This window comes from Alkalimonas cellulosilytica (genome assembly GCF_036325985.1).
Lineage (GTDB): Bacteria > Pseudomonadota > Gammaproteobacteria > Enterobacterales > Alteromonadaceae > Alkalimonas > Alkalimonas cellulosilytica.
Window position 1 is genome coordinate 179,567 of the sequence record NZ_JAUHLI010000009.1, and the last position, 22,286, is coordinate 201,852.

Below are 22,286 nucleotides of genomic sequence, written 5' to 3' on the forward strand. Positions count from 1 at the left end.
CCCATACTCCACCTCACAGTATTTGCTACTCAAGGTCGAGTTATCATGCGCAGTCAATGGTTGTTATTATCTACCATCAGCACCTTGCTAGGGATAGCGGCAGGGGCTTTATTCTTGTTGTTTTCTGAACATTCCATTGTGTTTTCCCAATCAGCTCTGGTGTTATCAGAGTTTTGGTCCACTTTCCTGTTGTGGGCGTTTGTCCTGCTGTTTGTCTCGGCTCTGATGTTTAATCTGATCGCTTTTATCGAAATGGATTCTGGCAATCGTTGGTTGGCACTTCCTAAACGATTTCAACGTGAACAGGATCGATTCGAGCAGCAGGAGTTTTTTTTCAGTCGCTTAAAGCAGCAGTTGCAGCAGCAGGGGGCGATGGAGCCTGCCAGCACAGATGGTACTGAGGTGTTTTTCTGGCACAGTAAAACCGGCAAAACCCTGGTGTATTTTCATCCGGATGCAGACAATATGGTGACGATGGAATGCTTACGTGAACGTTTTCAGCAGATGCTAAGTCACGATTGCCAGCAAGGTATGTTGGTTAGTTTTCAGGGCTTCACCAGCCAGGAGCGTATTTTTGCCCGTGAAGCCAATATAGAGCTGCTTGAATACCAACCAAATTTACTGGAGCAGGGGCTCAGTCGCTCAGGCTTACTGTCGCAAACGGAAAGCCGCACTGGCCTGCTCCAATTCTGAGGCCAACCGTGTCACATCCTGGCTGTGAGCCTGGGTGCTACTTGCTTTTTCGGTACTGTTCTCTGCCAGTTGCACAACGACCTCCATGGACTGACTGATTTGCTCTCCCTGACTTAGTTGCAAGGCGGTGGCATCAGCAATGCTGGCATTAATGCCGTGCATCTGGGTAATGGCATGGTGAATCTGTTGCAATGCTTGTAGCAGCGCCTGATTTTCCTGCACACATTGGCTTGCATCGTTATTGCCTTGTTGCACCGCTAGCACAGCTGCTTTGGTACCTTGCTGCAGTGTCTCTATCATGGTTTGAATGTCATTGGTTGCCTGCTGAGTTCGGCCTGCCAGGGTGCGCACTTCATCGGCGACCACCGCAAAACCGCGCCCCTGCTCACCGGCCCGAGCTGCCTCAATGGCGGCATTGAGTGCCAGCAGATTAGTTTGCTCAGCAATACTGCCAATCGTATCCAGAATACTGCCTATTTGTTTGGTTTGCTCATTGACCTGCTGCATCCGATCATCAATGCTGTGCAGCTGCTTGGCCAGGTGACCAATACGCTGATTGTTTTGTTCAGACAGTTGATGCACTTGCTTGTTGTGTTGCATGCCTTGTTGCATTTCTTGTACGGCCTGAGCTGCCTGCTCGGCAATGTGCTGGCTTTGTTCACTGAGTTGATGAGTACTTGAGTTGATGCTGGCGATTTGGCTGGTTTGCTGCTGCAGTGCTGCACGAATATCCTGCACATCCGTACCAGAGCGTTGCGCGCTGTGGTTAAGTTCGCTGGCATAGTTCTGGATGCGTTGTACCAGACTGCTGAGCGACTCAACCAGCTGATTGACGTTGCTTGCCAGCTTACCAAACTCGTCATCCCGCTGAATGGTCAGGCGCTGGCTCAGATCGCCCTGCGCCATCACCCCCAGCACCTGGTTGATTTTGGCCAATGGTTGCAGCATAGCGCGGATGGTGACCCAGGCAATAGCACTGGCCAGCACGATAAGCACCAGCAAAATGATGACATTGCGCCAATTGCCTTGCGAAATGGTACGGCTAACGGCTTGCTGCAGTTGACTGACCTGCTGATCAGCTGCACTAGCCATCTGCTGCAAGGCAGTGATGCCATTGCTAAACTCCAGTTCTGCCTGTTGTAAATGCTGACGCGCTGCCTGTTGTTGCGTTAGCCGCTGTAGTTGCAGGCTCAGCAATGTTTGGTGCTGCACCAGCTGTTGCTCCAGTTGTTGCAGCTGCGCTTCGAAATCCGACCAAAGCCCGCCGGTATCAATGTTTGCCACCAACTGAGCCAGGTAGTCGATATTGACCTGCATATCACTAAAAGCAAAATTGATATTGTCTTCGCTACGCTGTAATTGTGTCAGCTCGTTGGCATTAGCCACTTCCCGCAAGGTATTGATGAGGCCCAGCAGCTGGCCGTCAATACGACCGGCGGTGCCTTCGATCAGCTCCAACGTATCGCTATCGGCGCCATCCAGATAGGATAAATCCAGTAACAGGGCGCCAAGGGCATCCAATTGCTGCTCTAAGTGCTGGAATACCTGCTGTACTTCAGCACGGCTTTGCTCTACTTCCAGCCTCAGTGTAAACATCTGTCGGACGGATTGGCGGTAGGCGCTGCTTTGTTGTTTGGCTTGTTGCAGGGTCTGTTGCAGTTCACGATGTTGTTCTGTTAACTCTGCTGCTTGTTGCAACAGTTGCTGCAGGCCGCTATCTGCCTGGGTAAAGAGCTGTTGCTGCTGACTGATCAGGGCGGGTTCTTCGGCAGAAAAGCCCTGGGCACTGGCATTGGCCATACTCAAAAGCCGTATTTGGGCCTGATTGCTTAGTTGCTGGGTGGGTATGGCGCGTTCATTGACATTGCGGGTTGACTCTTCAATCGATAGAAAGCTAAGCAGTGCAGAGCCACTGGCTACTACCAGCAAGAAGACAATCAAGCCAAATCCAAGGATGATGCGGTGAGCAATGGTTAGCGTCATGGTAAGGTCCCGGCCTGATTGTTTTTTTTATTATAGCTGGTCCTGACCTTAGCAAATTTTGCACAACTGGTCTAGCCAGATAAAGAGGTAGTAAGTGTGCTCTGGAGCTATCAAGAAGACCCAGGCCCACTGCAGTGGACCTGGGCGTGAGCGCTTATTGGCTGGGCAGCATGGCCGCAGGCAGCAGGCTGCTTAAGCGGCCACTGGCCAGCAGCTCGGCGGCGGCTTTGATATCCGGCGCGAAGTAGCGATCTTCAGCATAAAAGCTGACCTGGTCGCGCAACAGCGCCCTGGCCTGCTCCAGCCGCTCGGTGGATTTGAGCGGTGCGCGAAAATCCAGTCCCTGCACGGCAGCCAGGTACTCGACGGCCAATACACCACGGGTATTGTCGGCCATTTGTGCCAGCCGCCGGGCGGCGAAGGTGGCCATCGACACATGATCTTCCTGATTGGCCGAGGTCGGTAGGCTGTCGACACTGGCCGGGTGCGCCAGCGACTTGTTTTCCGATGCCAAAGCCGCCGAAGTAACCTGGGCAATCATAAAGCCACTGTTAACACCGCCGTTGTTGACCAAGAAGGCCGGCAGTTTGCTGAGGCTGGCATCAATCAGCAGCGCCATCCGCCGTTCGGACAAAGAGCCGACTTCGGCAATCGCCAGCGCCAGATTATCGGCCGCCATCGCCACCGGCTCGGCGTGAAAGTTACCACCGGAGAGGATATCGCCTTCTTCAGCAAACACCAGTGGGTTGTCGGTGACGCCATTGGCTTCAGTTTCCAGCACCACAGCCGCCTGGCGGATTTGCGTCAAGCAAGCGCCCATGACCTGCGGCTGACAGCGCAGGCTGTAAGGATCCTGCACCTTTTCACAATCCTGATGCGAGTCGCCAAGCTCGGAGCGATCACTGAGCAGATGGCGGTAAATGGCGGCGGCATCGATCTGACCCTGCTGACCACGGATGGCATGAATGCGGGCATCAAAGGGCGAGCGGCTGCCAAGGGCGGCTTCCACACTGAGTGCACCAATTACGCTGGCCGCAGCAAACAAGTCTTCGGCTTTAAACAGGCCTTCCAGCGCCAGGGCGGTGGAGGCCTGGGTGCCGTTCAGCAGTGCCAGACCTTCTTTGGCCGCCAGCACCACAGGTGCAAGCCCAGCCAGTTGCAAGCCTTGTTTGGCTGGCAGTTGCTTGCCCTGATAACGCACCTCGCCTTCACCAATCAGCGGCAGTACCATGTGCGCCAGCGGGGCCAAATCGCCGGAGGCGCCGACTGAGCCCTGGGCTGGAATGCAGGGGTACACGCCTTGATTGATCATAGCAATCATCGCATCGATGATTTCTGGCCTGATGCCAGAGTAGCCCCGCGACAGGGAGTTGACCTTTAAAATCATCATCAGCCGCACCGTCTGGTCGGCCATCAGCTCGCCATAGCCGGCCGCGTGCGACAGCACAATGGAGCGTTGCAGCAATTCCAATTGATCCGGGGCTATCTTGGTATTGGCCAACAGACCAAAACCGGTGTTGATGCCATAGACGGTTTTACCTTTGGCCAGCACATCGGCCACGGTTTTGGCCGAGGCGGCAATCGCCGGGTAAGCGGCTTTATCCAGGGCAATGGCTTGGTCATTTTGCCAAAGCTGGCGCAATTGGCTCAGGCTGAGCTGGCCGGGTGTCAATGTAAATGGGGTGGTCATGGCTTACTCCTTGGTGCTCAACATCGGTAAATCCAGCCCTTGCTCGCGGGCGCAGTTTTGGGCAATGTCGTAGCCGGCATCGGCATGGCGCATCACGCCGGTCCCCGGATCGTTCCACAGAACCCGGCCCAGTCGTTTGGCAGCTGCTTCGGTGCCATCGGCCACGATCACCACACCTGAGTGCTGGCTGTAGCCCATGCCGACACCACCACCGTGGTGCAGGGAAACCCAGCTGGCGCCACCGGCGGTGTTCAGCAAGGCGTTCAGTAGTGGCCAGTCGGAGACAGCATCCGAGCCATCCAGCATGGCTTCGGTTTCACGGTTCGGGCTGGCAACGGAGCCGGAGTCCAGATGGTCACGGCCAATCACGATAGGGGCTTTTAGCTCACCGTTTTTTACCATCTCGTTAAAGGCCAGCGCGATCCGGGCGCGATCTTTTAAGCCAATCCAGCAGATGCGGGCTGGCAGGCCCTGAAAGTGGATTTTCTCACGCGCCATATCCAGCCAGTGGTGCAGGTGCGGGTTGTCCGGGATCAGCTCTTTGACTTTTTGGTCAGTCTTGTAAATGTCTTCCGGATCGCCCGACAGCGCCACCCAGCGAAATGGTCCAACACCTTCACAAAACAGCGGCCGGATGTAGGCCGGCACAAAGCCCGGGTAATCAAAGGCATTGTGCACGCCTTCGTCCTTGGCCATCTGACGGATGTTGTTGCCGTAATCGACTGCGACGGCGCCTTTGCTCTGCATATCGAGCGTCGCCTGAACTTGCACTGCCATTGACTGCTTGGCGGCTTTGACCACCTGATCCGGGTTTTGCAGGCGGCGTTCGGCTGCTTCAGTCATGCTCCAGCCTTGTGGCAGGTACCCATTCAGTGGGTCGTGGGCAGAGGTTTGATCGGTCACCACATCCGGGATGATGTTGCGCTCTACCAGCTCGGCAAAGACATCGGCGGCATTGGCCAGCAAACCGATGGACGTGGGCTTGCCGGAGGCTTTGGCTTGCTCCAGCAACTCCAGCGCCTGATCCAGACTGGTGGCTTTGACATCGACGTAGCCGGTGCGCAGGCGGAAATCAATGCGGCTTTCATCCACTTCACAGGCAATCATATGAAAACCGGCCATGGTGCCGGCCAGTGGCTGAGCGCCGCCCATGCCGCCCAGGCCTCCGGTCAGGATCCACTTGCCGCTGGCATCGCCATTGAAATGCTGTTTGGCCATGGCGACAAAGGTCTCGTAAGTGCCTTGCACGATGCCTTGCGAGCCGATGTAAATCCAGGAGCCGGCCGTCATCTGGCCGTACATCATCAGGCCTTTTTTATCCAGCTCGTTAAAGTGCTCCCAGTTGGCCCAGGCCGGCACCAGATTGGAGTTGGCAATCAGCACCCGGGGCGCATCCGGGTGGGTGGGGAAGACCCCGACCGGCTTGCCGCTTTGCACCAGCAAGGTCTGGTCGTCTTCCAGCCGGTCCAGTACTTCAACAATTTTATTGAAGCAGGCCCAGTCGCGGGCCGCCCGGCCGATACCGCCGTACACCACCAGCGATTGCGGGTGCTCGGCCACATCCGGGTCCAGGTTGTTCATCAGCATGCGTTTGGCGGCTTCGGTCAGCCAGCTTTTGGCGGTTTTTTCCGCACCTCTGGTGGCGCGGATCACCCGACTGTTATCGATACGTGGATCAGACATCATGAGCTCCTGGTTGCGCCTGCTGGCGCGAAATTTAAATGGCCCCCGAGCCGGTAACGGCTGCCCGGGGAGGTCAGGTACGCCAGGCTGACGGCACCATCGCGGCTAAAGGTGCGACGGGTCAGACGCAGGCAGGGTTCGGGTTTCTTCAATTGCAAATGCTGGCAGGTGAAGCTGTCCGGTAAGATGGCTTCCACCGTATGCTCCGCCTCGGTCAGCGGTGCCACCTGGCTTAAATACAGGTGCGGCGTGATGGCGGAAAAATCCTGCGCCATGTAATCCGGAACTTGCCGCGGATTGACGTAACGGGCTTCCAGTTGCAGCGGATGGCGGTCTTCAAAATGCACAATCAGCGAGAAAAACACCCGCTCGTTGTGCTTTAAACCGAGCGCCGCCGCCACGGTGGCCGGGCAGGGCAGCTCGGTCAATTGGATCAGCTCGGCCCGGTAGCTGTGACCGCGGCTGTAGATTTCATCGGCAATGTTGCGAATTTCCAGCAAGGAGGATTGCGATTTCAGTGCCGCAACAAAGCTGCCCACACCCTGGGTGCGGTACAAAATGCCTTGCTCGGTCAGCTCTTGCAGCGCGCGGCGGGCGGTCATCCGGCTTACGGCAAACTGCTCGGCCAGCTCATTCTCGGACGGCACCCGGCTGTGTTCGGGCCAGGCACCGATTTCGATCTGCGTCAGCATGAAATCTTTGATTTCGGCAAATTTGGCGACGGCCATGCGGTGGCGATCCCTTGGTGGCAACGGTTGCTAATAAAAATAGCCGATCTTGGTTGTATATACAAGTTTTTGCGGTACACTATTTTTATGAAAACAGTACTGAATTGATCCCGGAGTAGCTTAATGACTGAATTTGATGCGGTTTGGCTCAATGCCAATCTGGCCACCATGCAAGCCGGCAGCGAACCCTATGGCGCCATCACCGATGCTGCCATAGCGGTAAAAGACGGCCGCATTGCCTGGCTGGGTCCGAAAAGTGAACTGCCCGCCTTTGATGCGCTCAGTACCCCTTTGTACGATGTGCAGGGACAGTGGCTGATGCCGGGGCTGATCGATTGCCATACCCACTTGGTCTATGGTGGCAACCGGGCCAATGAGTTTGAAATGCGGCTGCAAGGCGCCAGCTATGAGGCCATTGCCAAAGCCGGGGGCGGTATTCGCTCCACCGTTAAAGCCACCCGCGAGGCCAGTGCCGAGCAGCTGTTTGTGCTTGGCAAAGACCGGCTCAATGCCTTGCTGTCGCAAGGGGTGACCGAAGTGGAAATTAAATCCGGCTACGGACTGGACTTGGCCAGCGAGCAAAAAATGCTGCAGGTGGCGCGTGAGCTGGCGGTGCATCACCCCATTCGTATCCATACCACCTTTTTGGGCGCTCATGCCCTGCCGCCGGAGTTTAGCGACAGCGATGCCTACATCGATTACCTGTGCCAGACCATGCTGCCCGAGCTGCACCGACAGCAGCTGGTCGATGCGGTCGATGTGTTTTGCGAAGGCATCGGCTTTAGCGTCGAACAAAGCCGCCGGCTGTTTCAAACCGCCACAGCGCTGGGATTGCCGGTCAAAGCCCATGCCGAGCAGTTGTCCAATCTGGGGGGCAGTGCCCTGGTGGCCGAGTTTGGTGGCTTGTCGGCCGATCATATCGAGTATCTGGATGAGGCCGGTGTGCAGGCGATGGCGAAAGCCGGCACTGTGGCCGTGTTGCTGCCCGGTGCTTTTTACTTTTTAAAAGAAACCAAAAAGCCACCGATTGAACTGCTGCGCCGTTATCAGGTGCCGATGGCCATCGCCACCGATCTCAATCCTGGCACCTCGCCGCTGTGCAATTTGCCGCTGATGCTGAATATGGCCTGCACCTTCTTTGCGCTAACCCCGGAAGAAGCTTTGCTTGGCGTGACCCGCCATGCCGCGACAGCGCTGGGTATCCGTGATGCCGGCACCCTGGCCATTGGCAACAAAGCTGACTTTGGCTGTTATGCCATCAGCCAGCCGGCGGAGCTGGTGTACCAGCAGGGGGTGAATTCCTTGCGGCAATTGGTGGTGAATGGCATGCCAGTAGTGATACCCGGCTGTCCCTGACTTTACAATTAGACCAAAGCAGCTATGCTAGGCGGATGAATGCTACTGAGTTGTAAAGAATGCGCGTTTTAACTGCTTGCCTGCTGGCGATCCCCTTACCAACCTTTGCCGCAATTTCATCAGTGCCGGCCTGGTTGCTATGGTGGCCATTGGCGCTGGTGGTTGTGATCTTGCTGTTGTTATGGCGGATCCGGGTGCTGCAGCAGCAACTGCGTCAGCGAGTGCCGCTGACTGAGCCAGAGCATGCTTTACTGCATGACGAAATCAGTGGTTATCCCAACAAGGAGCTGTTGCGGCGACAGCTGAAACCCGTGTTGCAACAATCCGAAGGCAAACGTTTCGCGTTGGTGTTGTTTAAAGTGACTCAGTTTGAACAAATTAACGAAGCATTAGGTTATCAGAACAGTAATTTATTGCTGATGCAGCTGGCGCATCGTATCAACGAGCAGTTGCATCAGCACGAAGAATTGCTTTGTCTGGAGTGGCGCGAGCAAAAAGCCATTCGGTTGTGTCATCTGGGTGGGGTTGCTTTTATGGCATGGGTTGATATCACCACTAAACCTTATCTGGCTGAGCAATTGGCTAAACAGGTTGAAGACTCGGTCACGCAGCCTCTGGTGTTGCAAAGTAGTGCTATGAGCTATCAATTGGTCAGTGGTATTGCCTGCTTTCCTGAGCACGGCAGTCAACTAAATGAGCTGATGGATCGCGCCTATCTTGCACTACAACATCATCGCTGTCAGGCGCCGGATAATGCCGTCTTTGATCCCTCTTTACTTAATTATACGGACGGCAAGCTACGTTTAATGGCTGAATTACGGCAGGGTATTGAGCAAAATCAACTGTTACTTTATGTGCAACCCCAGATCGAGTTAAAACAGCGCCAACTGCTGGCGTTCGAAGTGCTGGTTCGTTGGCAACACCCTCGGCTGGGATTATTGTCACCGGAAGACTTTCTGGAAACCGCTGAGGAGCTGGGGGTGATCTACTCACTCACTGAGTGGGTATTGCAGCACGCTGTTGCCAGTCTAGCGGCGTTAAAAAGGGAGTTTCCAGCCATGAAGCTGGCTGTGAATCTATCCAGTAAAGATTTATTGCAGGATGAGCTGGTGGATTATCTTCAAGCTTTGCTGCTGGAGTATCAGGTAAAACCAGCCAGTCTGGTACTGGAGCTGACCGAGCGGGTTCTGACGGATGATCCTGTGCGGGCACTTACCATGTTGCAGCGTTTAAAGAATCTTGGAGTGGAATTGGTGCTGGATGATTTTGGTACCGGCTTTTCTTCGCTGTTTTATCTGCGTCAGTTGCCCATCAGCCACGTCAAAATTGACTGTAGCTTTATCAATGATCTTCACAAAAGTGATACTCACATTGCCATTGCCGGGGCGATTATTGATATTGCCCGTAATCTTGGTTTGGGGGTTGTTGCCGAAGGGATCGAAGAAGAGTTAGTGGAACAGAAGTTAGTGCGTATGGGGTGCACCCGGGGCCAGGGGTTTTATTACTCCCGGCCTTTTGAATTAGCTGGATTAGAGCCCTGGCTTAGGCAATGGCACCACTCGTCTGGTCAGGCAGGACCGCTCTCGCCTGAATAAAAGCATAGCATAAAGCTGCAAGTACCTGCCCCGCATGTTGCATACCGGCAGCCTGCCCGGCCGGGTGGCGGCCAGGGGCGGCTTCTGCCAAATGCAGGTAACGGCAGCGTGGTAATTGTGCCATCTGGTAGACGAATTGCTCAGCCGCTTTTACCGAAAGGCCGCAACTGGTAAAGGCGCTGACCGGCATCAACTCAATGCTGTCGGTATCCAGTTCAATACCTATAGCCCCTTCAGAGCTGGCGACAAAATCAACGCATTGATCCAAGGCCTCTGGCCATGAAATCTCCTGGCGGGGGCTTAGTTTTTGTAAGCTGATAAACTCAGCGCCGGCTTGTTGCAGCGCAGTCAGGCTGGCTCTGTTGTTCTTTAATTCGTGCAGACCAAGCACAAAGTAATGATCCAGTAATTGCTCTGCTTTGGCGTAGCTAAAACCGTTGCCACTGTGGCGTCCTTCCTGCGCGCGAAAGTCGGCATGTGGGTCCAGATTCGCGCAGCTGACAGGCAAGCCGGTTTGTTGCGCCAACGCCTTGATGATGGGATAAGCATTGTTGTGGCCACCACCAATCACCATCACATCAAAGCCGGCATCAAACAAAGGTTGGATGGCTTGCGCTACCCGAACATCCAGCTCGGCACACAGCTGCCGTAATTGCTGCAGCTGGACTGGTTTGCTGCTGTCCAAAGCCTGACTTTGCTGCTGCAAGTCCGCGCAGTCCACTTCACCGGCCAGTAAAATCGGGCCTGCTGCTTCCGTAAACTGATTGGCCTGCAGGTTAAGCCAACAGCGCAAAAAGGCTTGCCAGCCGAGGTCAGCACCGCCCTGGCCAAGATTCGCCCTTGGGCCAATATCTTCCGGGATCCCCAGCAGTGCAAAGCGGGCGCCTCGCGATTTGGCCTGTTGCAGTGCTTCGATGATTGGCAGAGCATCATCAAGCAACAACAGGCTTTGGCCTTGCTTTTGTTCATCTGGTCGAGGGTTGAACCAGGCCTTGAGCTGTTCGGTTTGGTAGCGCAGTAAAGCCATGGTTTATTCGATATCCAGTGGATCGGGCGATAAAATAATACCGGTGTTATCGGCGTAGAGGTGATCGTCCGGTAAAAAGGTAACGCCGGCAAAGTTCACAGGAACATCCAGCTCGCCAAAGCCTTTATCATCGGCGCCGACTGGGATGGCATTGATGGCCTGAACTCCGACGTCGAAGTCTTCCAGCGCATCGACATCCCGTACACAACCATAACAAACAATCCCTTCCCAACCCTGACTGTTGGCCAGTGACACCAGGTCGGCATCGAGCAAAGCCCGGCGGGTCGAGCCGCCGCCATCGATCAGCAGCACCTTACCAACTCCTGGCTCAGCCAGTACCTGACGAATCAGGCCATTGTCTTCAAAGCACTTAATGGTGCGAACCTGGCCACCAAAAGAGCGGCGGCCACCGTAGTTGCTGAAGATGGGCTCCACCACATCAATTGAGTCGGCGTACAGATCAGAAAGTTCAGAGGTGTTGTATTCCATGGGTGGCTCCGGTAAACAGCGCGAGGTGAGTTCTAGTATATACCCAAGTAACCTCAAGATGCGAGCTTCAGAGACGCTGGGCGCTTTCAATGCAAGGCACCCTGGCGACGCAATGTCGACTACCTTGCTAGCCATGGTAACACCGCAGTGGAAGCGCCCAGCGGCTCCCGCAGGGCGGCGCTAAAATCGCTTGATGCCGCGTTCACTGTTCTCGCTTTGGAACCACCAAAGCTTCCAACAGCAGCCTTGCCTCAAGTGATTTTATCTCCCGCTGAATTCTGCATCTTGAGGTTACTTGGGTATAGCTCGCTGGTGTGACAGCTCAAGCGCTTATCCTGGCTCTTTGTCCTTTATCTGCAGAATCTTAGCGGTGCATCAATTTTTTCTTTGATTTGCGCGCAGTATCAGAAATTACTCACTATTCTTGTTAATGAACTCAGGAGTGCTCTGACGGGAGAGATTATGTTTCGTCAATTTAGTATTAAACAGCGGTTGATGGCGAATGGCATTGCTTTGGTGCTGGCGATGTTGGTGATGTTATGGCTACTGTTTTATCAAAGCAGCCAGTTGACAAGTCTGGCTAAGGCACAGGAAAGCGTGCAGCGCCTCAATACCGATGTGTTGATGTTTCGCCGCCATGAAAAAGATTTTTTGCTCCGGTTTGAAGCGCGCTACCTGGAGCGAATGCAACAACACTACAGTGGTATGCAGCAATTAGCCGCCAGTCTGGATGCGGATCTACAGCAGCATGGCATTGATCGTCAGCCTTTGCAGGAGTTCAGTCAATTGACCGAGCGATACCAGCAAAGCTTTGCTGCCTTGGTACGACAATATCAGTTGATGGGCTTAACGCCTGCCGAGGGGTTGCAAGGGGAGCTGCGCCAGGCCGCTCAAGAGATAGAACAATTGGTGCAGCAACGCGGGGATGACCGTTTGATGGCACTCTTGTTACAGCTGCGCCGCCACGAAAAAGATTTTTTATTGCGCCGCAACGCAGATTATTACCAACGCTTTGGACAAGACTTCCAGCAGCTACAGCGTGCGATTCAATCTGCAGATAGCGCAGAGCGCCAGCAGCTACAGCAATTGTCAGCTGCTTATCAGCAAGCCTTTAGTAATCTGGTGACTGCCTATCAGCAGGCCGGACTGGATCAAAACTCTGGTTTACAAGGGGAGATGCGCCGAGCTATTCATGCGACTGAGCAAAGTTTGAAGCAGTTATCGGATGCGACTGGTCAGGCTATAGCCGATGCGGTTGCCCGCACCCAGTGGCTGGCGCTAAGCTTCTTTGTGCTGGTACTGTTGGTGGTACTAGGGCTGGTATTTTTAACCAGCCGCAGCATTTTGCAGCCGATCCTGGCGGTTTGCCAGACCGTTGGTTTGATCCGGCGTGACAATGATTTCCGTCAGCGTATTCAGATGGAAGGCAAAGATGAAATGACCCAGTTGGCTACCGACGTCAATGGCATGATTGGCGACTTTCAGGACCTGGTCAACAACGTCAATCAGGCCTTGGAGATGCTGGATACGGCCACTCAGCAGCTGGCAAAATCGACCAATGAAACCAGCGATGGCATGCAGCTGCAGCAGCAGGAAAGCGATATGGTGGCCACCGCAGTCACTGAGATGGGGGCCACCATCAATGAAATCGCTGGCAATACCGAAAGCACTGCCAGTCGGGCCAGCAGCACCAATGACAATGCCCAGCATGGCCAACAAGAGGTGGAGAAAACAGTTGCTGGTATTCAGCGTTTATCGGCCGAATTGCAGGATGCGACCCAGGTAGTTGAGGCACTCGAGCAGGACAGCCAGACCATAGGCTCGGTATTGGATGTGATCCGGGGCATTGCCGAGCAAACCAATTTGCTGGCACTGAATGCTGCTATTGAAGCTGCCCGGGCAGGGGAGCAGGGACGTGGTTTTGCTGTGGTGGCAGATGAGGTGCGAAACCTGGCGATGCGTACCCAGGAGTCCACCCGGCAAATTGAGCAGATCATTGGTGGCTTGCAGGGCCGTACCCAGGACATTGTGCAGGTCATGCTGCACTGCCGTGAGCAGGGTTTATCCAGTGCCGAGCAGGCGCAGCTGGCGCGGCAGCTGCTGGAACAAATTACTGAGGATGTCAGTGGCATTATGGACATGACCACCCAGATCGCGGCGGCCATTGAGGAGCAAAGTCAGGTGGCGGCAGAAGTGAACCAAAATGTGGTAAAAATTCGTGATATTTCAGTACAGTCGTATCAGCATGCGCAGCACAATGCTGAAATCAGTGACGAAGTGGCGATGCAGGCAGCTCGTTTGCATCAGACGGTGGATCGCTTCAAAGCCTGAGTTGACATTTTTAGGGACAGCTCTATAGTCAAGGCATGCGCTAAATTAGGGACGATGTGATGCGACTATTGCTATGGGCGATTGCTGTGGGGTTGTTTGGCTGGTGTCAGGCCGAGCCATTGAAAGCGGTGACAACCCCGATGAGCCCTTATCAGACACTGGAGCATGGTGAGGTATCAGGCAGCAACACCGATTGGGTGCGCCGACTGTTAACCGAAGCTGGTGTCGAGGCTGAGTTTGCTATGTATCCCTGGGCTAGATCCTATCAACTGGCCCGCTCTGAATCTAATGTACTGATTTATCCCATAGCCCGTACTGCAATGCGGGAAGCGGAGTTTGAGTGGATTGGTCGGATTGCCAGCTTTGAGCTGGCTGTGCTGGTAAAAGCTGATAATTTTCTGTCTTTGCAAAGTCGTTTGCAGCATCAGCAGCCTCTATCTTTGGCGTTAGCGAGAGGTCATGCGGCTGCTTCCCTGGTACAAAGCTTGCCTGAAGCGGAATTGTTGGATGTGTTTTATACCGCCAGCACCGATGAAGCGCTGCAGCTGTTAATGAATGGCCGGATCGATGCAGTGTTGGAAAACCCTTTGCTGTTGCCGGAGTTATTAAAGCCCTATCAATTACCCGGCGATGCTGTGCAAGTGTTGCTGCCTATTCCGGCATCACGGGCGGATGTTTATCTGGCGGCCAGTAAAGGAACCCGTGCTGCGGTGGTAGAGCGTCTGCAGCAGGCCTGGCAAAGATTGTACGGTGAGCAACAAGAAATGGAAACCGGGCCACCAGACTAGTGGCCCGTCAATGTCGCATCAATGGTCTTTGCTGCTCTTTGCGGCATCAATAAAACGAATGGGGACACTGTCTTGCCTGGCTTTGGCCGCTGCCAGTCGCTGTTGGTAGTACTGCCACAGTTCGGTTTGCTCACTGGCGAGTTGCTGTAGGTAAGCCCAGCGGTAGATGCCCGTTTGATGGCCATCGTCAAAGCAAATCCGCACCCCGTAATGACCACTTGGCTCCAGCCGCTCAATGCCAACCTGCTGTTTGCCTGTTACCAGTACTGGCTTGCCATGGCCTTGTACTTCGGCCGAGGGGGAGTGCACCCGCAAAAACTCGGCCGAAAGGCTGGCGCTGCTGCCATCGGAAAAATGCAGCTCCAGCAGTTTGCTGCGCTTGTGATAATGCAGCTTGCGGACCTCAGCAGCCTTGACCATGATTACAGAATAAAGCGACTTAAGTCTTCGTCCTGCACCAGTGCATCCAGATGTTTATCGACATAAGCCGCATCGACCAGCACGCTCTGACCGGCATGATCAGCCGCTTCAAACGAGATTTCATCCAGCAAACGCTCCATCACGGTATACAGACGACGGGCACCGATGTTTTCTGTTTTTTCATTGACATGAAAAGCGGCATCGGCCAGTTTGCGAATACCGTCTTTGGTAAACTCCAGTTTCACCCCTTCGGTCGCCAGCATGGCAATGCTTTGCTCGGTTAGCGATGCTTTTGGCTCAGTTAAGACCCGCTCAAAATCATCCGCAGTCAGCGCAGATAACTCCACCCGGATGGGCAGGCGGCCCTGCAGCTCCGGCACCAGATCCGATGGCTTACTCATCTGGAAGGCACCCGAAGCGATAAACAGAATGTGATCGGTTTTTATCATGCCGTGCTTGGTGTTGACGGTACAGCCTTCAATCAGCGGCAGCAGGTCACGCTGCACGCCTTCACGGGAGACATCCGGGCCACCGGTGTTTTCCCGCTTGCAGATTTTGTCCACTTCATCCAAAAACACAATGCCGTTTTGTTCGACCAATTCGATGGCTTGCAGTTTCAGCTCTTCCGGATTGACTAAACGGCTGGCTTCTTCTTCCACCAGCAGTTTGAAGGCATCTTTGATTTTCAATTTTCGCTTTTTCTTGCGATCACTGCTCAGGTTCTGAAACATGCTTTGCAATTGCGAGGTCATCTCTTCCATGCCTGGTGGGGTCATGATTTCAATGCCAAGCTGCGGCTGAGCAATGTCGATATCGATTTCTTTATCATCCAGCTGGCCTTCGCGCAGCTTTTTGCGAAACACCTGACGGGTGTTGCTGTTTTCTGCTGGCTGGTCGTCTTGCCAGTTATCACGAGCGCGTGGCAAGAGCGCATCCAAAATGCGTTCTTCGGCGGCTTCTTCGGCCCGGTACTGATTCTTGGCAATTTCCTGCTCGCGCAGCATTTTCACAGCACTGTCGGCCAGATCGCGGATAATGCTTTCCACATCCTTGCCGACATAGCCCACCTCGGTGAACTTGGTCGCTTCAACCTTAATAAAAGGCGCATTGGCCAGCTTGGCCAAACGCCGGGCAATTTCGGTTTTCCCCACCCCGGTTGGGCCTATCATCAGAATATTTTTAGGCGTGACTTCCTGGCGCAAGGCTTCAGGAAGCTGCATGCGGCGCCAGCGGTTACGCAGCGCAATGGCAACAGCGCGTTTGGCTTGATGCTGGCCAATGATGTGCCGATCCAGCTCGTGCACAATTTCTCTGGGTGTCATATCGGACATAAGGTAACCTGCTTATAACTGTTCAATGGTGTGGTGCTGGTTGGTAAATACGCAAATATTGCCAGCGATGGTCAGACTTTTTTCAACAATGTCCTGGGCGGCTAGTTCGGTATTTTCCAGCAGGGCGGTCGCAGCAGCCTGGGCAAAAGGGCCGCCACTGCCTATAGCAATCAAATCATGTTCCGGTTGGATCACATCGCCATTGCCGGTGATGATCAGCGAGGTGTTGGCATCGGCTACTGCCAGCAACGCCTCTAAGCGTCTTAGCATACGATCGGTGCGCCAGTCTTTGGCCAGCTCCACCGCAGCCCGCATCAGGTGGCCCTGGTGCATCTCCAATTTGGCTTCAAAACGTTCAAATAAGGTAAAGGCATCGGCGGTACCGCCGGCAAAACCGGCCAGCACTTTGTTGTGGTAGAGGCGGCGCACCTTGCGGGCATTGCCTTTCATTACGGTATTGCCAAGCGAAACCTGGCCATCGCCGCCCAGTGCGACCTGGCCATTGCGGCGAACAGAAACGATGGTAGTCATGTGGAGCCCTTATGGCATTTCAGATAACGGCTATCTGAGGGCTTCATGCTCGCTTTTCAAGGGCGCTTGCTAGTTCCAGTTCCAGATTTGGCAACTGTTGATGCCGTTGCGGCGAAGCCGGTTGCGATCGGCTTCGGCCTGACGCCGGCTGTCGTAAGGGCCTAGCACTACCCGATACCAGACACCATTGCTGCCTTCGGTGCGGCGAATGGTGGAGGAAAAGCCGGCAAAGGCAATCTGCGCCCGCATCGCATCGGCTTGCTGCTCGCTGCGAAAGGAGGCGCACTGCATTTGAAACGGCCCGCGCGACTCAAGCTCACGCACTTCCACCACCACTTCGCGGTTTTCCAGTTCGCGGATGTACTGGTACGGCTCTTCCGTGGGGCGCTCAGGCAATTCATCTTTGACCACCGCAGCTGGCTGCGGCTTGGTAGCGACCGGCTCCTGCTGGTTGATGGTCCAGAGAAACCAGCCAAAAACAAACACCAGCCCAGCCGTGACCGACAGCACCAGCCAGGGAAAAGGCGCTTTGGCCGGCGCTTTTTTACGGGATTTGGCTTGTGGGCGGGCGGTTTTTACATAATCACGTTTTGGCATGGCGGGCCTGGTACTCCAACATCGAATCAGGGGCTATTCTAGCGGTTTAGGGGACAGCAGTGCAATCGACATCCGCAGAGCTACTCGGCCAGGTTTAGGATAAGTCCACCGGATCCACATCCAGTTGCCAGCGCAGCTTGCGGCTCAGTGGCCAACCCTGACTGGCGGCAATCAGCTGATCAAGCAGTTGGTGCAGGCCAGCGCGGCTGGCGCTGTAGCAATGCAGCTGCCAGCGGTATTTGCCGGCTTTGCGCTCCAGCGGTGCCCGGATTGGCCCCAGCAGTTGTATAGCCGGGGCTGCTGTTTGCGCCAGCTCGACCAACTGCTGCAGCCATTGCCTCGGTACGTCGTCCTGATGCGATTCGGCGCGAAACAGCGCCAGAAACTGGTAGGGGGGCAATAAGGTTTGCTGTCGTTCAGTCAGTGCCAGTCGGGCAAAGGAGTCGTAGCCGTTGTGGATGATATCCTGCAAGATGCCATGGTCCGGATAGCGGCTTTGCAGCAGTACTTTGCCGGCATGCTGCGCCCGGCCAGCGCGACCAGCCACCTGGGTGATCAATTGCGCCAGCTGCTCCGGTGCGCGAAAGTCGCTGCTAAACAGAGCGCCATCGACATCAACAATCACCACCAGGGTGACTTTTGGAAAATGATGGCCTTTGGCCAGCATCTGGGTACCGACAATCAGCTGGGGCCCGCCTTCGGTAATGTGTTGCAGGGCTTCGGCCAGGCTGCCTTTGCGCCGGGTGCTGTCGCGATCCAGTCGTACCACTGGAACATCCGGAAACATCGGTTGCAGCTGGGTTTCCAGTTGTTCGGTGCCCTGGCCCAGTGGCACCAGCCGGGTACTGCCGCAGTGGCCGCATTGGCGGGGGACCGGCCGGCTGCTGCCGCAGTGGTGGCAATTGAGCTGACGATCGCTTTTATGCCAGGTCATGCTGGCATCGCAGCGCTGGCAATCGGCGACCCAGCCGCACTCATCGCATGACAAAGCCGGAGCAAAGCCGCGCCGGTTTAAAAACAGCATCACCTGAAAACCTTGCTGCAGGGTCTTTTTTATTTGCTGAATGGTGCTTTCGGCCAGGCCAAACTGCACCGGTTGCTGTTGTAAATTGATCAGCTCAAGTTGAGGCAATTGCTGACCACTGGCCCGGTTGCTCAGCGTTAACAGCTGGAAGCGGCCTTGCAGTGCATTGTGCAGGCTTTCCAGGCTGGGTGTGGCCGAACCCAGCACCACCGGGCATCGCTCCAGTGCGGCCCGTTTAATGGCCAGATCACGGGCATGGTAGCGAAAGCCATCCTGCTGCTTGAGCGAGGCATCATGTTCTTCATCCACCACGATAAGCCCCAGGTTGGCAAAGCGTAGAAACAATGCCGAGCGGGTGCCAATCACAATGGCCGCGCTGCCGGTGGCCGCTTGCTGCCAGCACCTCAGACGTTCGGTATCGGTGAGTCCGGAATGCCAGCTAAGCACCGGCACGGCAAATCGATCGGCAAAACGTGCCAGCGTTTGCGGGGTTAAGCCTATCTCTGGTACCAGCACCAGCACCTGTTTCCCCTCTGCCAGTAAAGGGGCGATGCTTTGCAAATACACTTCGGTTTTGCCGGAGCCGGTCACACCTTCGAGCAACAATGGCTGAAAGCGGCCCTGTGCCTGCACAATGGCAGAGACCGCCAGCGCCTGATCGGTGGTTAACTTTAAACCGGCACTGGCAGTGGTTATTACCGGGTAGGGAGCAAAAGGCACTTCAATTGCTGCCACCAGCTGTTTTTGCAGCAGCGCCCGCAGTGCCGGTCGTTGTTCGGCGGGGATGTCGTCAGCGGCTACATCCCCTTGTTGTAACTGCTGCCACAGCGCCAGCTGCTTAGGCGCGCGCTGTAAATCCATCTCAGTGGCAGCAAGACCTGCCTGGGTAAGCTGGTAGTTTAGCGACTGGCAGCTGGGAAGTGGCTTACCTTCGCGCAGCAACGCCGGGATGGCGGAGATCAGCACCTCCCCCAGGGGGTGATGGTAGTAATCGGCAGCAAAGGACAGCAACTGACAAAGACGTTCAGACAATACCGGGGTGCTATCCAGTGGCTCAATAATGGGTTTTAACGTATCCTCGGCATAAGCATCCGCAGGTTGCAGCTGCCAGACAATCCCTACCAATTCCCTTTTGCCAAAAGGCACCAGAACGCGGCAACCAACCTTTACTTCGCTACCGGCTGGTAGCAAATAATCAAAGGATTGACGCAAGGGGACTGGTAAAGCAACCCGGATCACTGACACTGGCACGGCTACCCGTTGAGTGTGGCCCAGGGCCACCGATGAATGAAGCTGTTAGTGTATCGACAGGGCCCATGGCTTCGCAACCGAAAAAGCATGCTGAATCGTGCAGCAGTTGCTTGCAAGCCTAAAGCAGATCGAATAAACTACGCGCCCTAATTGAACTGTAACCGCGTATGGTGCCCGGCGTTAAGCGACCAGGTGGCGATACGGCCTTAAACTGAGGTAACCCATGAAGCCAGGAATTCACCCAGAATACCAAGAAATTACTGCAACCTGTACCTGCGGTAATACGTTTAAAACCCGTTCAGCCCTGTGCAAAGACATCCATCTGGACGTCTGCTCTGCCTGCCATCCGTTCTACACCGGCAAGCAAAAAGTACTGGACGTTGGTGGTCGTGTTGATCGCTTCAAGAAGCGTTTCAGCATGGTGGGTAAGCGCTAATCACGCTTTGCACCGACAGAAAAGCACCTGCGGGTGCTTTTTTTGTGCCTGTTGTTTGCTTCACAAAGCCCTTTGCCACAGTTTTAACGCTTGACAATCTATACAAGATGGCGAATATTTATCCAATGTGTTTTGGATAAACTCATTCCTCGTTATGATTGCAGCATGCCTTGTTATTGTTGTAAAAACCCCGGCTTTCTTGCTGAGTGGTTTGCATGCCTGCTCGGTCGACTACCATTTATCCGAGTGGTTCGACGAATAAATTCCCTCTTTACCGTAGCACCTTAACAGGCTCTGTCTGACTGAGCCTGTGCCTGTTGCCATGGCTTTTGCCTGGCAGACCCACAAAAACAACTCAGGAAGCAATAAAATGAAAGCGATCATTGCGATAACAGCGATGCTGTGTTGCGTTGCCGGTTCCGTTTCGGCTGCATGCATCACCGCAGAAACAGAACCCAATAACTCCGCCAGCGCAGCGAATGGCCCGGTGTGTGACGCTGTCCCTGTCAGTGGCAGTGTTAGCCGCACCGACAGCAGCGACTGGTTTTTTATCGATATCCCACAGCTTAGTGATGTCACCATCACGCTCAGCCATCAATCCGGAGCAGATGCCGATTGGTACTTTTATGAAGCCGGCCGTACCTCGGTAAATCAGGATATTGCCCGGCGCGCCACCAGTATGAACCCGGAAGTGGGGACCGTTAGTAATGTTGAAGCTGGACGTTACTACATTGAAGTGAATCGCTGGAGCGGCTCTCCAAGTTACCAACTGACCGTGACCCTGGCAGAGCCTGAGGTGTTTGAGGAAGTGGATTGTGGTTACGGGTTCAGGCCAGCCAAGCCAAGCAACATTACCAGTTATCTGACGGGCACTCCGAGCGATGTCTGCATCGATTTGGATGCGGACAGCCCGGCTTTGCTGTTAATGGGGGGCGGCTCGGATGTTGATGCGGCTTTTAGTCAGCGGATCCGGCCACATCTGCAGGGCGGCAATATTGTGGTGTTACGTACCTCGGGTGCCGATGGCTACAACGATTACTTTATGGAGCTGACGGAAGCGGCTTCGGTCGAGTCGATTATTGTTAACTCCCGTGACAAAGCCAACAGCGATTATGTCGACTGGGCCATTCGTACTGCCGAGTTTGTCTGGATGGCTGGCGGCGATCAATCCACCTACGTCGATTACTGGCAAGGGACCAAGGTGCAAGAGGCCATTCAATACGTGTACAGCAAGGGTGGGGTGATTGGTGGTACTTCAGCCGGTAGCATGGTGTTGAGTGAATTCGTGTACGATCCGGGCTCTCGCCCTAATGCTATCAGTCGCGAGCTGGTGGCAGATTTTTGTGATAACTCCATTCATATCAGCACTGATTTCCTGCAGTTTCCTCAACTGGAAGGCACACTGAATGACACTCATTTTGCCAACCGTGACCGTATGGGACGTTCAGCGGTATTGCTGGCGCATCTTGGTACGTCAGGGCGCACAGTGTCGATTGATGAGCGTGCTTCTTTATTTGTGGGCGCTGATGGCACAGGCATTGTCGATGGCACTGGTGCAGTCTATGTGCTGCGGGCCGATGAGCAAACGGTGTTTGTTCAAGCTGAGTGTGGTCAACCGGTGATCATTCAGGACTTGCTGCGGCACCGTTTGGTGGCGGGTGATCAGTACAATTTATTCAGCGACAGCTCGGATGTTCGGCCTATCCGGTTGAGCATTGATGGCAGTCAGCCCTATAGCCAGGCTTATCATCCAACCAACCCATACCCTTACTACACCAGCTTTTTCCTGACAGCGGACAGCGACGAAGGCGCCAGTGTGACACCGGCAGAGCGCTATGTCATCGCCGGCGAGCCAGCTGAGTTTCAGATTAATCTGGAAGATGGCTGGCAAATCACCGATGTGAGTGGTTGTTACGGTGAGCTGTTGCAGCAAAACTACCGGGTCGAATCAGTGATATCCGATTGCGCTATTCATGTGCATACCGGGCCCGCCTACGATACGGATTCTCAGTTAGAAGTGATCCGGGTCAATCAGGGACGCTCAGGCGCAACCCTGGTGCAATTGCGCTGGGACAGTGCGACACAGCCACTCTTGCTGCAGCGCGATGGTGAAACCGTAGCCGTTCTGACACGGCCAGGTCGTTACAACGATCAGTTTAAAACCAGTGCCGCAGGCGCTAGTTATCAGCTGTGCGATCAGAATGGGCTTTGTACCGCTCCGCTTTGGGTGCAGTTTTAAGTTGCCATGTAACACAGCCCCCGCCGTATGGTCTGTCTCTTGATCACAAGTCAGCTCCAAGAGACTGAGCAAGTTCATAACCTTCAAGGATGGT

Annotated in this window: 18 protein-coding genes; 7 read left to right on the forward strand and 11 right to left on the reverse strand. The window is 54.7% G+C overall.

Going from position 1 to position 22,286, the window contains the following annotated elements:
* The first annotated feature begins 45 nt into the window (after window positions 1–45).
* Complete coding sequence (locus QWY20_RS10850) at window positions 46–693, forward strand: restriction endonuclease (protein WP_330129033.1); 648 nt, start codon at window positions 46–48, stop codon at window positions 691–693.
* Here the strand turns inward: QWY20_RS10850 and QWY20_RS10855 are convergent.
* The 4 genes from QWY20_RS10855 to hutC all read right to left on the reverse strand — a co-directional run bounded on the left by QWY20_RS10855 (window position 649) and on the right by hutC (window position 6,777).
* Window positions 649–2,676: a methyl-accepting chemotaxis protein gene (locus tag QWY20_RS10855; protein WP_330129034.1), complete on the reverse strand. Its 2,028-nt coding sequence runs from the start codon at window positions 2,674–2,676 to the stop codon at window positions 649–651. The two genes, QWY20_RS10850 and QWY20_RS10855, sit on opposite strands and share 45 nt — an antisense overlap.
* Window positions 2,677–2,830: 154 nt before the next feature.
* The gene (gene hutH / locus QWY20_RS10860; RefSeq protein ID WP_330129035.1) at window positions 2,831–4,366 is read right to left on the reverse strand and encodes a histidine ammonia-lyase; all 1,536 of its coding nucleotides are present in this window, start codon (window positions 4,364–4,366) and stop codon (window positions 2,831–2,833) included.
* A 3-nt stretch (window positions 4,367–4,369) separates the two neighbouring features.
* A complete protein-coding gene (hutU, locus tag QWY20_RS10865; protein ID WP_330129036.1) occupies window positions 4,370–6,049 on the reverse strand; it encodes a urocanate hydratase in 1,680 nt (559 codons plus the stop codon).
* The gene (gene hutC / locus QWY20_RS10870; protein ID WP_330129037.1) at window positions 6,049–6,777 is read right to left on the reverse strand and encodes a histidine utilization repressor; all 729 of its coding nucleotides are present in this window, start codon (window positions 6,775–6,777) and stop codon (window positions 6,049–6,051) included. The genes hutU and hutC overlap by 1 nt, the downstream gene beginning before the upstream one ends.
* 123 nt (window positions 6,778–6,900) lie before the next feature.
* On the opposite strand from hutC, the gene hutI reads away from it, so the two are divergent.
* Together hutI and QWY20_RS10880 are read left to right on the forward strand one after the other, a co-directional pair.
* Window positions 6,901–8,133, forward strand: coding sequence for an imidazolonepropionase (gene hutI, locus QWY20_RS10875; RefSeq protein WP_330129038.1), 1,233 nt, complete (start codon window positions 6,901–6,903; stop codon window positions 8,131–8,133).
* Window positions 8,134–8,192: 59 nt separating this feature from the next.
* Window positions 8,193–9,728, forward strand: a complete 1,536-nt coding sequence (locus QWY20_RS10880) for a putative bifunctional diguanylate cyclase/phosphodiesterase (protein ID WP_330129039.1) — start codon at window positions 8,193–8,195, stop codon at window positions 9,726–9,728.
* Here QWY20_RS10880 and QWY20_RS10885 read toward each other — a convergent pair.
* Both QWY20_RS10885 and rraA read right to left on the reverse strand, forming a co-directional pair.
* Window positions 9,676–10,755 carry a formimidoylglutamase gene (locus QWY20_RS10885; protein ID WP_330129040.1) on the reverse strand — a complete coding sequence of 360 codons (1,080 nt, stop codon included), beginning with the start codon at window positions 10,753–10,755 and terminating at the stop codon, window positions 9,676–9,678. The two genes, QWY20_RS10880 and QWY20_RS10885, sit on opposite strands and share 53 nt — an antisense overlap.
* A gap of 3 nt (window positions 10,756–10,758) precedes the next feature.
* A complete protein-coding gene (gene rraA, locus QWY20_RS10890; protein ID WP_330129041.1) occupies window positions 10,759–11,244 on the reverse strand; it encodes a ribonuclease E activity regulator RraA in 486 nt (161 codons plus the stop codon).
* 462 nt (window positions 11,245–11,706) lie between these two features.
* Between rraA and QWY20_RS10895 the strand changes: the two genes are divergently transcribed.
* Together QWY20_RS10895 and QWY20_RS10900 are read left to right on the forward strand one after the other, a co-directional pair.
* Window positions 11,707–13,575: a methyl-accepting chemotaxis protein gene (locus tag QWY20_RS10895; protein WP_330129042.1), complete on the forward strand. Its 1,869-nt coding sequence runs from the start codon at window positions 11,707–11,709 to the stop codon at window positions 13,573–13,575.
* A 59-nt stretch (window positions 13,576–13,634) separates the two neighbouring features.
* A complete protein-coding gene (locus tag QWY20_RS10900; RefSeq protein ID WP_330129043.1) occupies window positions 13,635–14,363 on the forward strand; it encodes a substrate-binding periplasmic protein in 729 nt (242 codons plus the stop codon).
* A gap of 18 nt (window positions 14,364–14,381) precedes the next feature.
* Here the strand turns inward: QWY20_RS10900 and QWY20_RS10905 are convergent, their stop codons facing one another.
* From QWY20_RS10905 to priA, 5 genes are all read right to left on the reverse strand, one after another.
* Complete coding sequence (locus QWY20_RS10905; RefSeq protein ID WP_330129044.1) at window positions 14,382–14,783, reverse strand: DUF971 domain-containing protein; 402 nt, start codon at window positions 14,781–14,783, stop codon at window positions 14,382–14,384.
* 2 nt (window positions 14,784–14,785) lie between these two features.
* Window positions 14,786–16,114: an HslU--HslV peptidase ATPase subunit gene (gene hslU, locus QWY20_RS10910; protein ID WP_330129045.1), complete on the reverse strand. Its 1,329-nt coding sequence runs from the start codon at window positions 16,112–16,114 to the stop codon at window positions 14,786–14,788.
* Window positions 16,115–16,126: 12 nt separating this feature from the next.
* The gene (hslV, locus tag QWY20_RS10915; RefSeq protein ID WP_330129046.1) at window positions 16,127–16,645 is read right to left on the reverse strand and encodes an ATP-dependent protease subunit HslV; all 519 of its coding nucleotides are present in this window, start codon (window positions 16,643–16,645) and stop codon (window positions 16,127–16,129) included.
* Between the two features lie 69 nt (window positions 16,646–16,714).
* Window positions 16,715–17,242, reverse strand: a complete 528-nt coding sequence (locus QWY20_RS10920) for an SPOR domain-containing protein (protein WP_330129047.1) — start codon at window positions 17,240–17,242, stop codon at window positions 16,715–16,717.
* A gap of 94 nt (window positions 17,243–17,336) precedes the next feature.
* Window positions 17,337–19,511 (reverse strand): primosomal protein N', encoded by a 2,175-nt coding sequence (priA, locus tag QWY20_RS10925; protein WP_330129055.1) that lies wholly within the window; start codon window positions 19,509–19,511, stop codon window positions 17,337–17,339.
* Between the two features lie 229 nt (window positions 19,512–19,740).
* Between priA and rpmE the strand changes: the two genes are divergently transcribed.
* Both rpmE and QWY20_RS10935 read left to right on the forward strand, forming a co-directional pair.
* Window positions 19,741–19,953: a 50S ribosomal protein L31 gene (gene rpmE / locus QWY20_RS10930; protein WP_091338805.1), complete on the forward strand. Its 213-nt coding sequence runs from the start codon at window positions 19,741–19,743 to the stop codon at window positions 19,951–19,953.
* Between the two features lie 370 nt (window positions 19,954–20,323).
* Window positions 20,324–22,192 (forward strand): pre-peptidase C-terminal domain-containing protein, encoded by a 1,869-nt coding sequence (locus tag QWY20_RS10935; RefSeq protein WP_330129048.1) that lies wholly within the window; start codon window positions 20,324–20,326, stop codon window positions 22,190–22,192.
* The last annotated feature ends 94 nt before the right edge of the window (window positions 22,193–22,286 follow it).

What these genes read in the sequence shown, in the direction of transcription:
- hutU (WP_330129036.1), bottom strand. Translation starts at nt 6,049, where the DNA reads ATGTCTGATCCACGTATCGATAACAGTCGGGTGATCCGCGCCACCAGA.
- QWY20_RS10935 (WP_330129048.1), top strand. Translation starts at nt 20,324, where the DNA reads ATGAAAGCGATCATTGCGATAACAGCGATGCTGTGTTGCGTTGCCGGT.
- rpmE (WP_091338805.1), top strand. Translation starts at nt 19,741, where the DNA reads ATGAAGCCAGGAATTCACCCAGAATACCAAGAAATTACTGCAACCTGT.
- QWY20_RS10895 (WP_330129042.1), top strand. Translation starts at nt 11,707, where the DNA reads ATGTTTCGTCAATTTAGTATTAAACAGCGGTTGATGGCGAATGGCATT.
- QWY20_RS10900 (WP_330129043.1), top strand. Translation starts at nt 13,635, where the DNA reads ATGCGACTATTGCTATGGGCGATTGCTGTGGGGTTGTTTGGCTGGTGT.
- rraA (WP_330129041.1), bottom strand. Translation starts at nt 11,244, where the DNA reads ATGGAATACAACACCTCTGAACTTTCTGATCTGTACGCCGACTCAATT.
- hutH (WP_330129035.1), bottom strand. Translation starts at nt 4,366, where the DNA reads ATGACCACCCCATTTACATTGACACCCGGCCAGCTCAGCCTGAGCCAA.
- QWY20_RS10920 (WP_330129047.1), bottom strand. Translation starts at nt 17,242, where the DNA reads ATGCCAAAACGTGATTATGTAAAAACCGCCCGCCCACAAGCCAAATCC.
- QWY20_RS10855 (WP_330129034.1), bottom strand. Translation starts at nt 2,676, where the DNA reads ATGACGCTAACCATTGCTCACCGCATCATCCTTGGATTTGGCTTGATT.
- QWY20_RS10905 (WP_330129044.1), bottom strand. Translation starts at nt 14,783, where the DNA reads ATGGTCAAGGCTGCTGAGGTCCGCAAGCTGCATTATCACAAGCGCAGC.
- hutC (WP_330129037.1), bottom strand. Translation starts at nt 6,777, where the DNA reads ATGGCCGTCGCCAAATTTGCCGAAATCAAAGATTTCATGCTGACGCAG.
- QWY20_RS10850 (WP_330129033.1), top strand. Translation starts at nt 46, where the DNA reads ATGCGCAGTCAATGGTTGTTATTATCTACCATCAGCACCTTGCTAGGG.
- hslV (WP_330129046.1), bottom strand. Translation starts at nt 16,645, where the DNA reads ATGACTACCATCGTTTCTGTTCGCCGCAATGGCCAGGTCGCACTGGGC.
- QWY20_RS10880 (WP_330129039.1), top strand. Translation starts at nt 8,193, where the DNA reads ATGCGCGTTTTAACTGCTTGCCTGCTGGCGATCCCCTTACCAACCTTT.
- hslU (WP_330129045.1), bottom strand. Translation starts at nt 16,114, where the DNA reads ATGTCCGATATGACACCCAGAGAAATTGTGCACGAGCTGGATCGGCAC.
- hutI (WP_330129038.1), top strand. Translation starts at nt 6,901, where the DNA reads ATGACTGAATTTGATGCGGTTTGGCTCAATGCCAATCTGGCCACCATG.
- QWY20_RS10885 (WP_330129040.1), bottom strand. Translation starts at nt 10,755, where the DNA reads ATGGCTTTACTGCGCTACCAAACCGAACAGCTCAAGGCCTGGTTCAAC.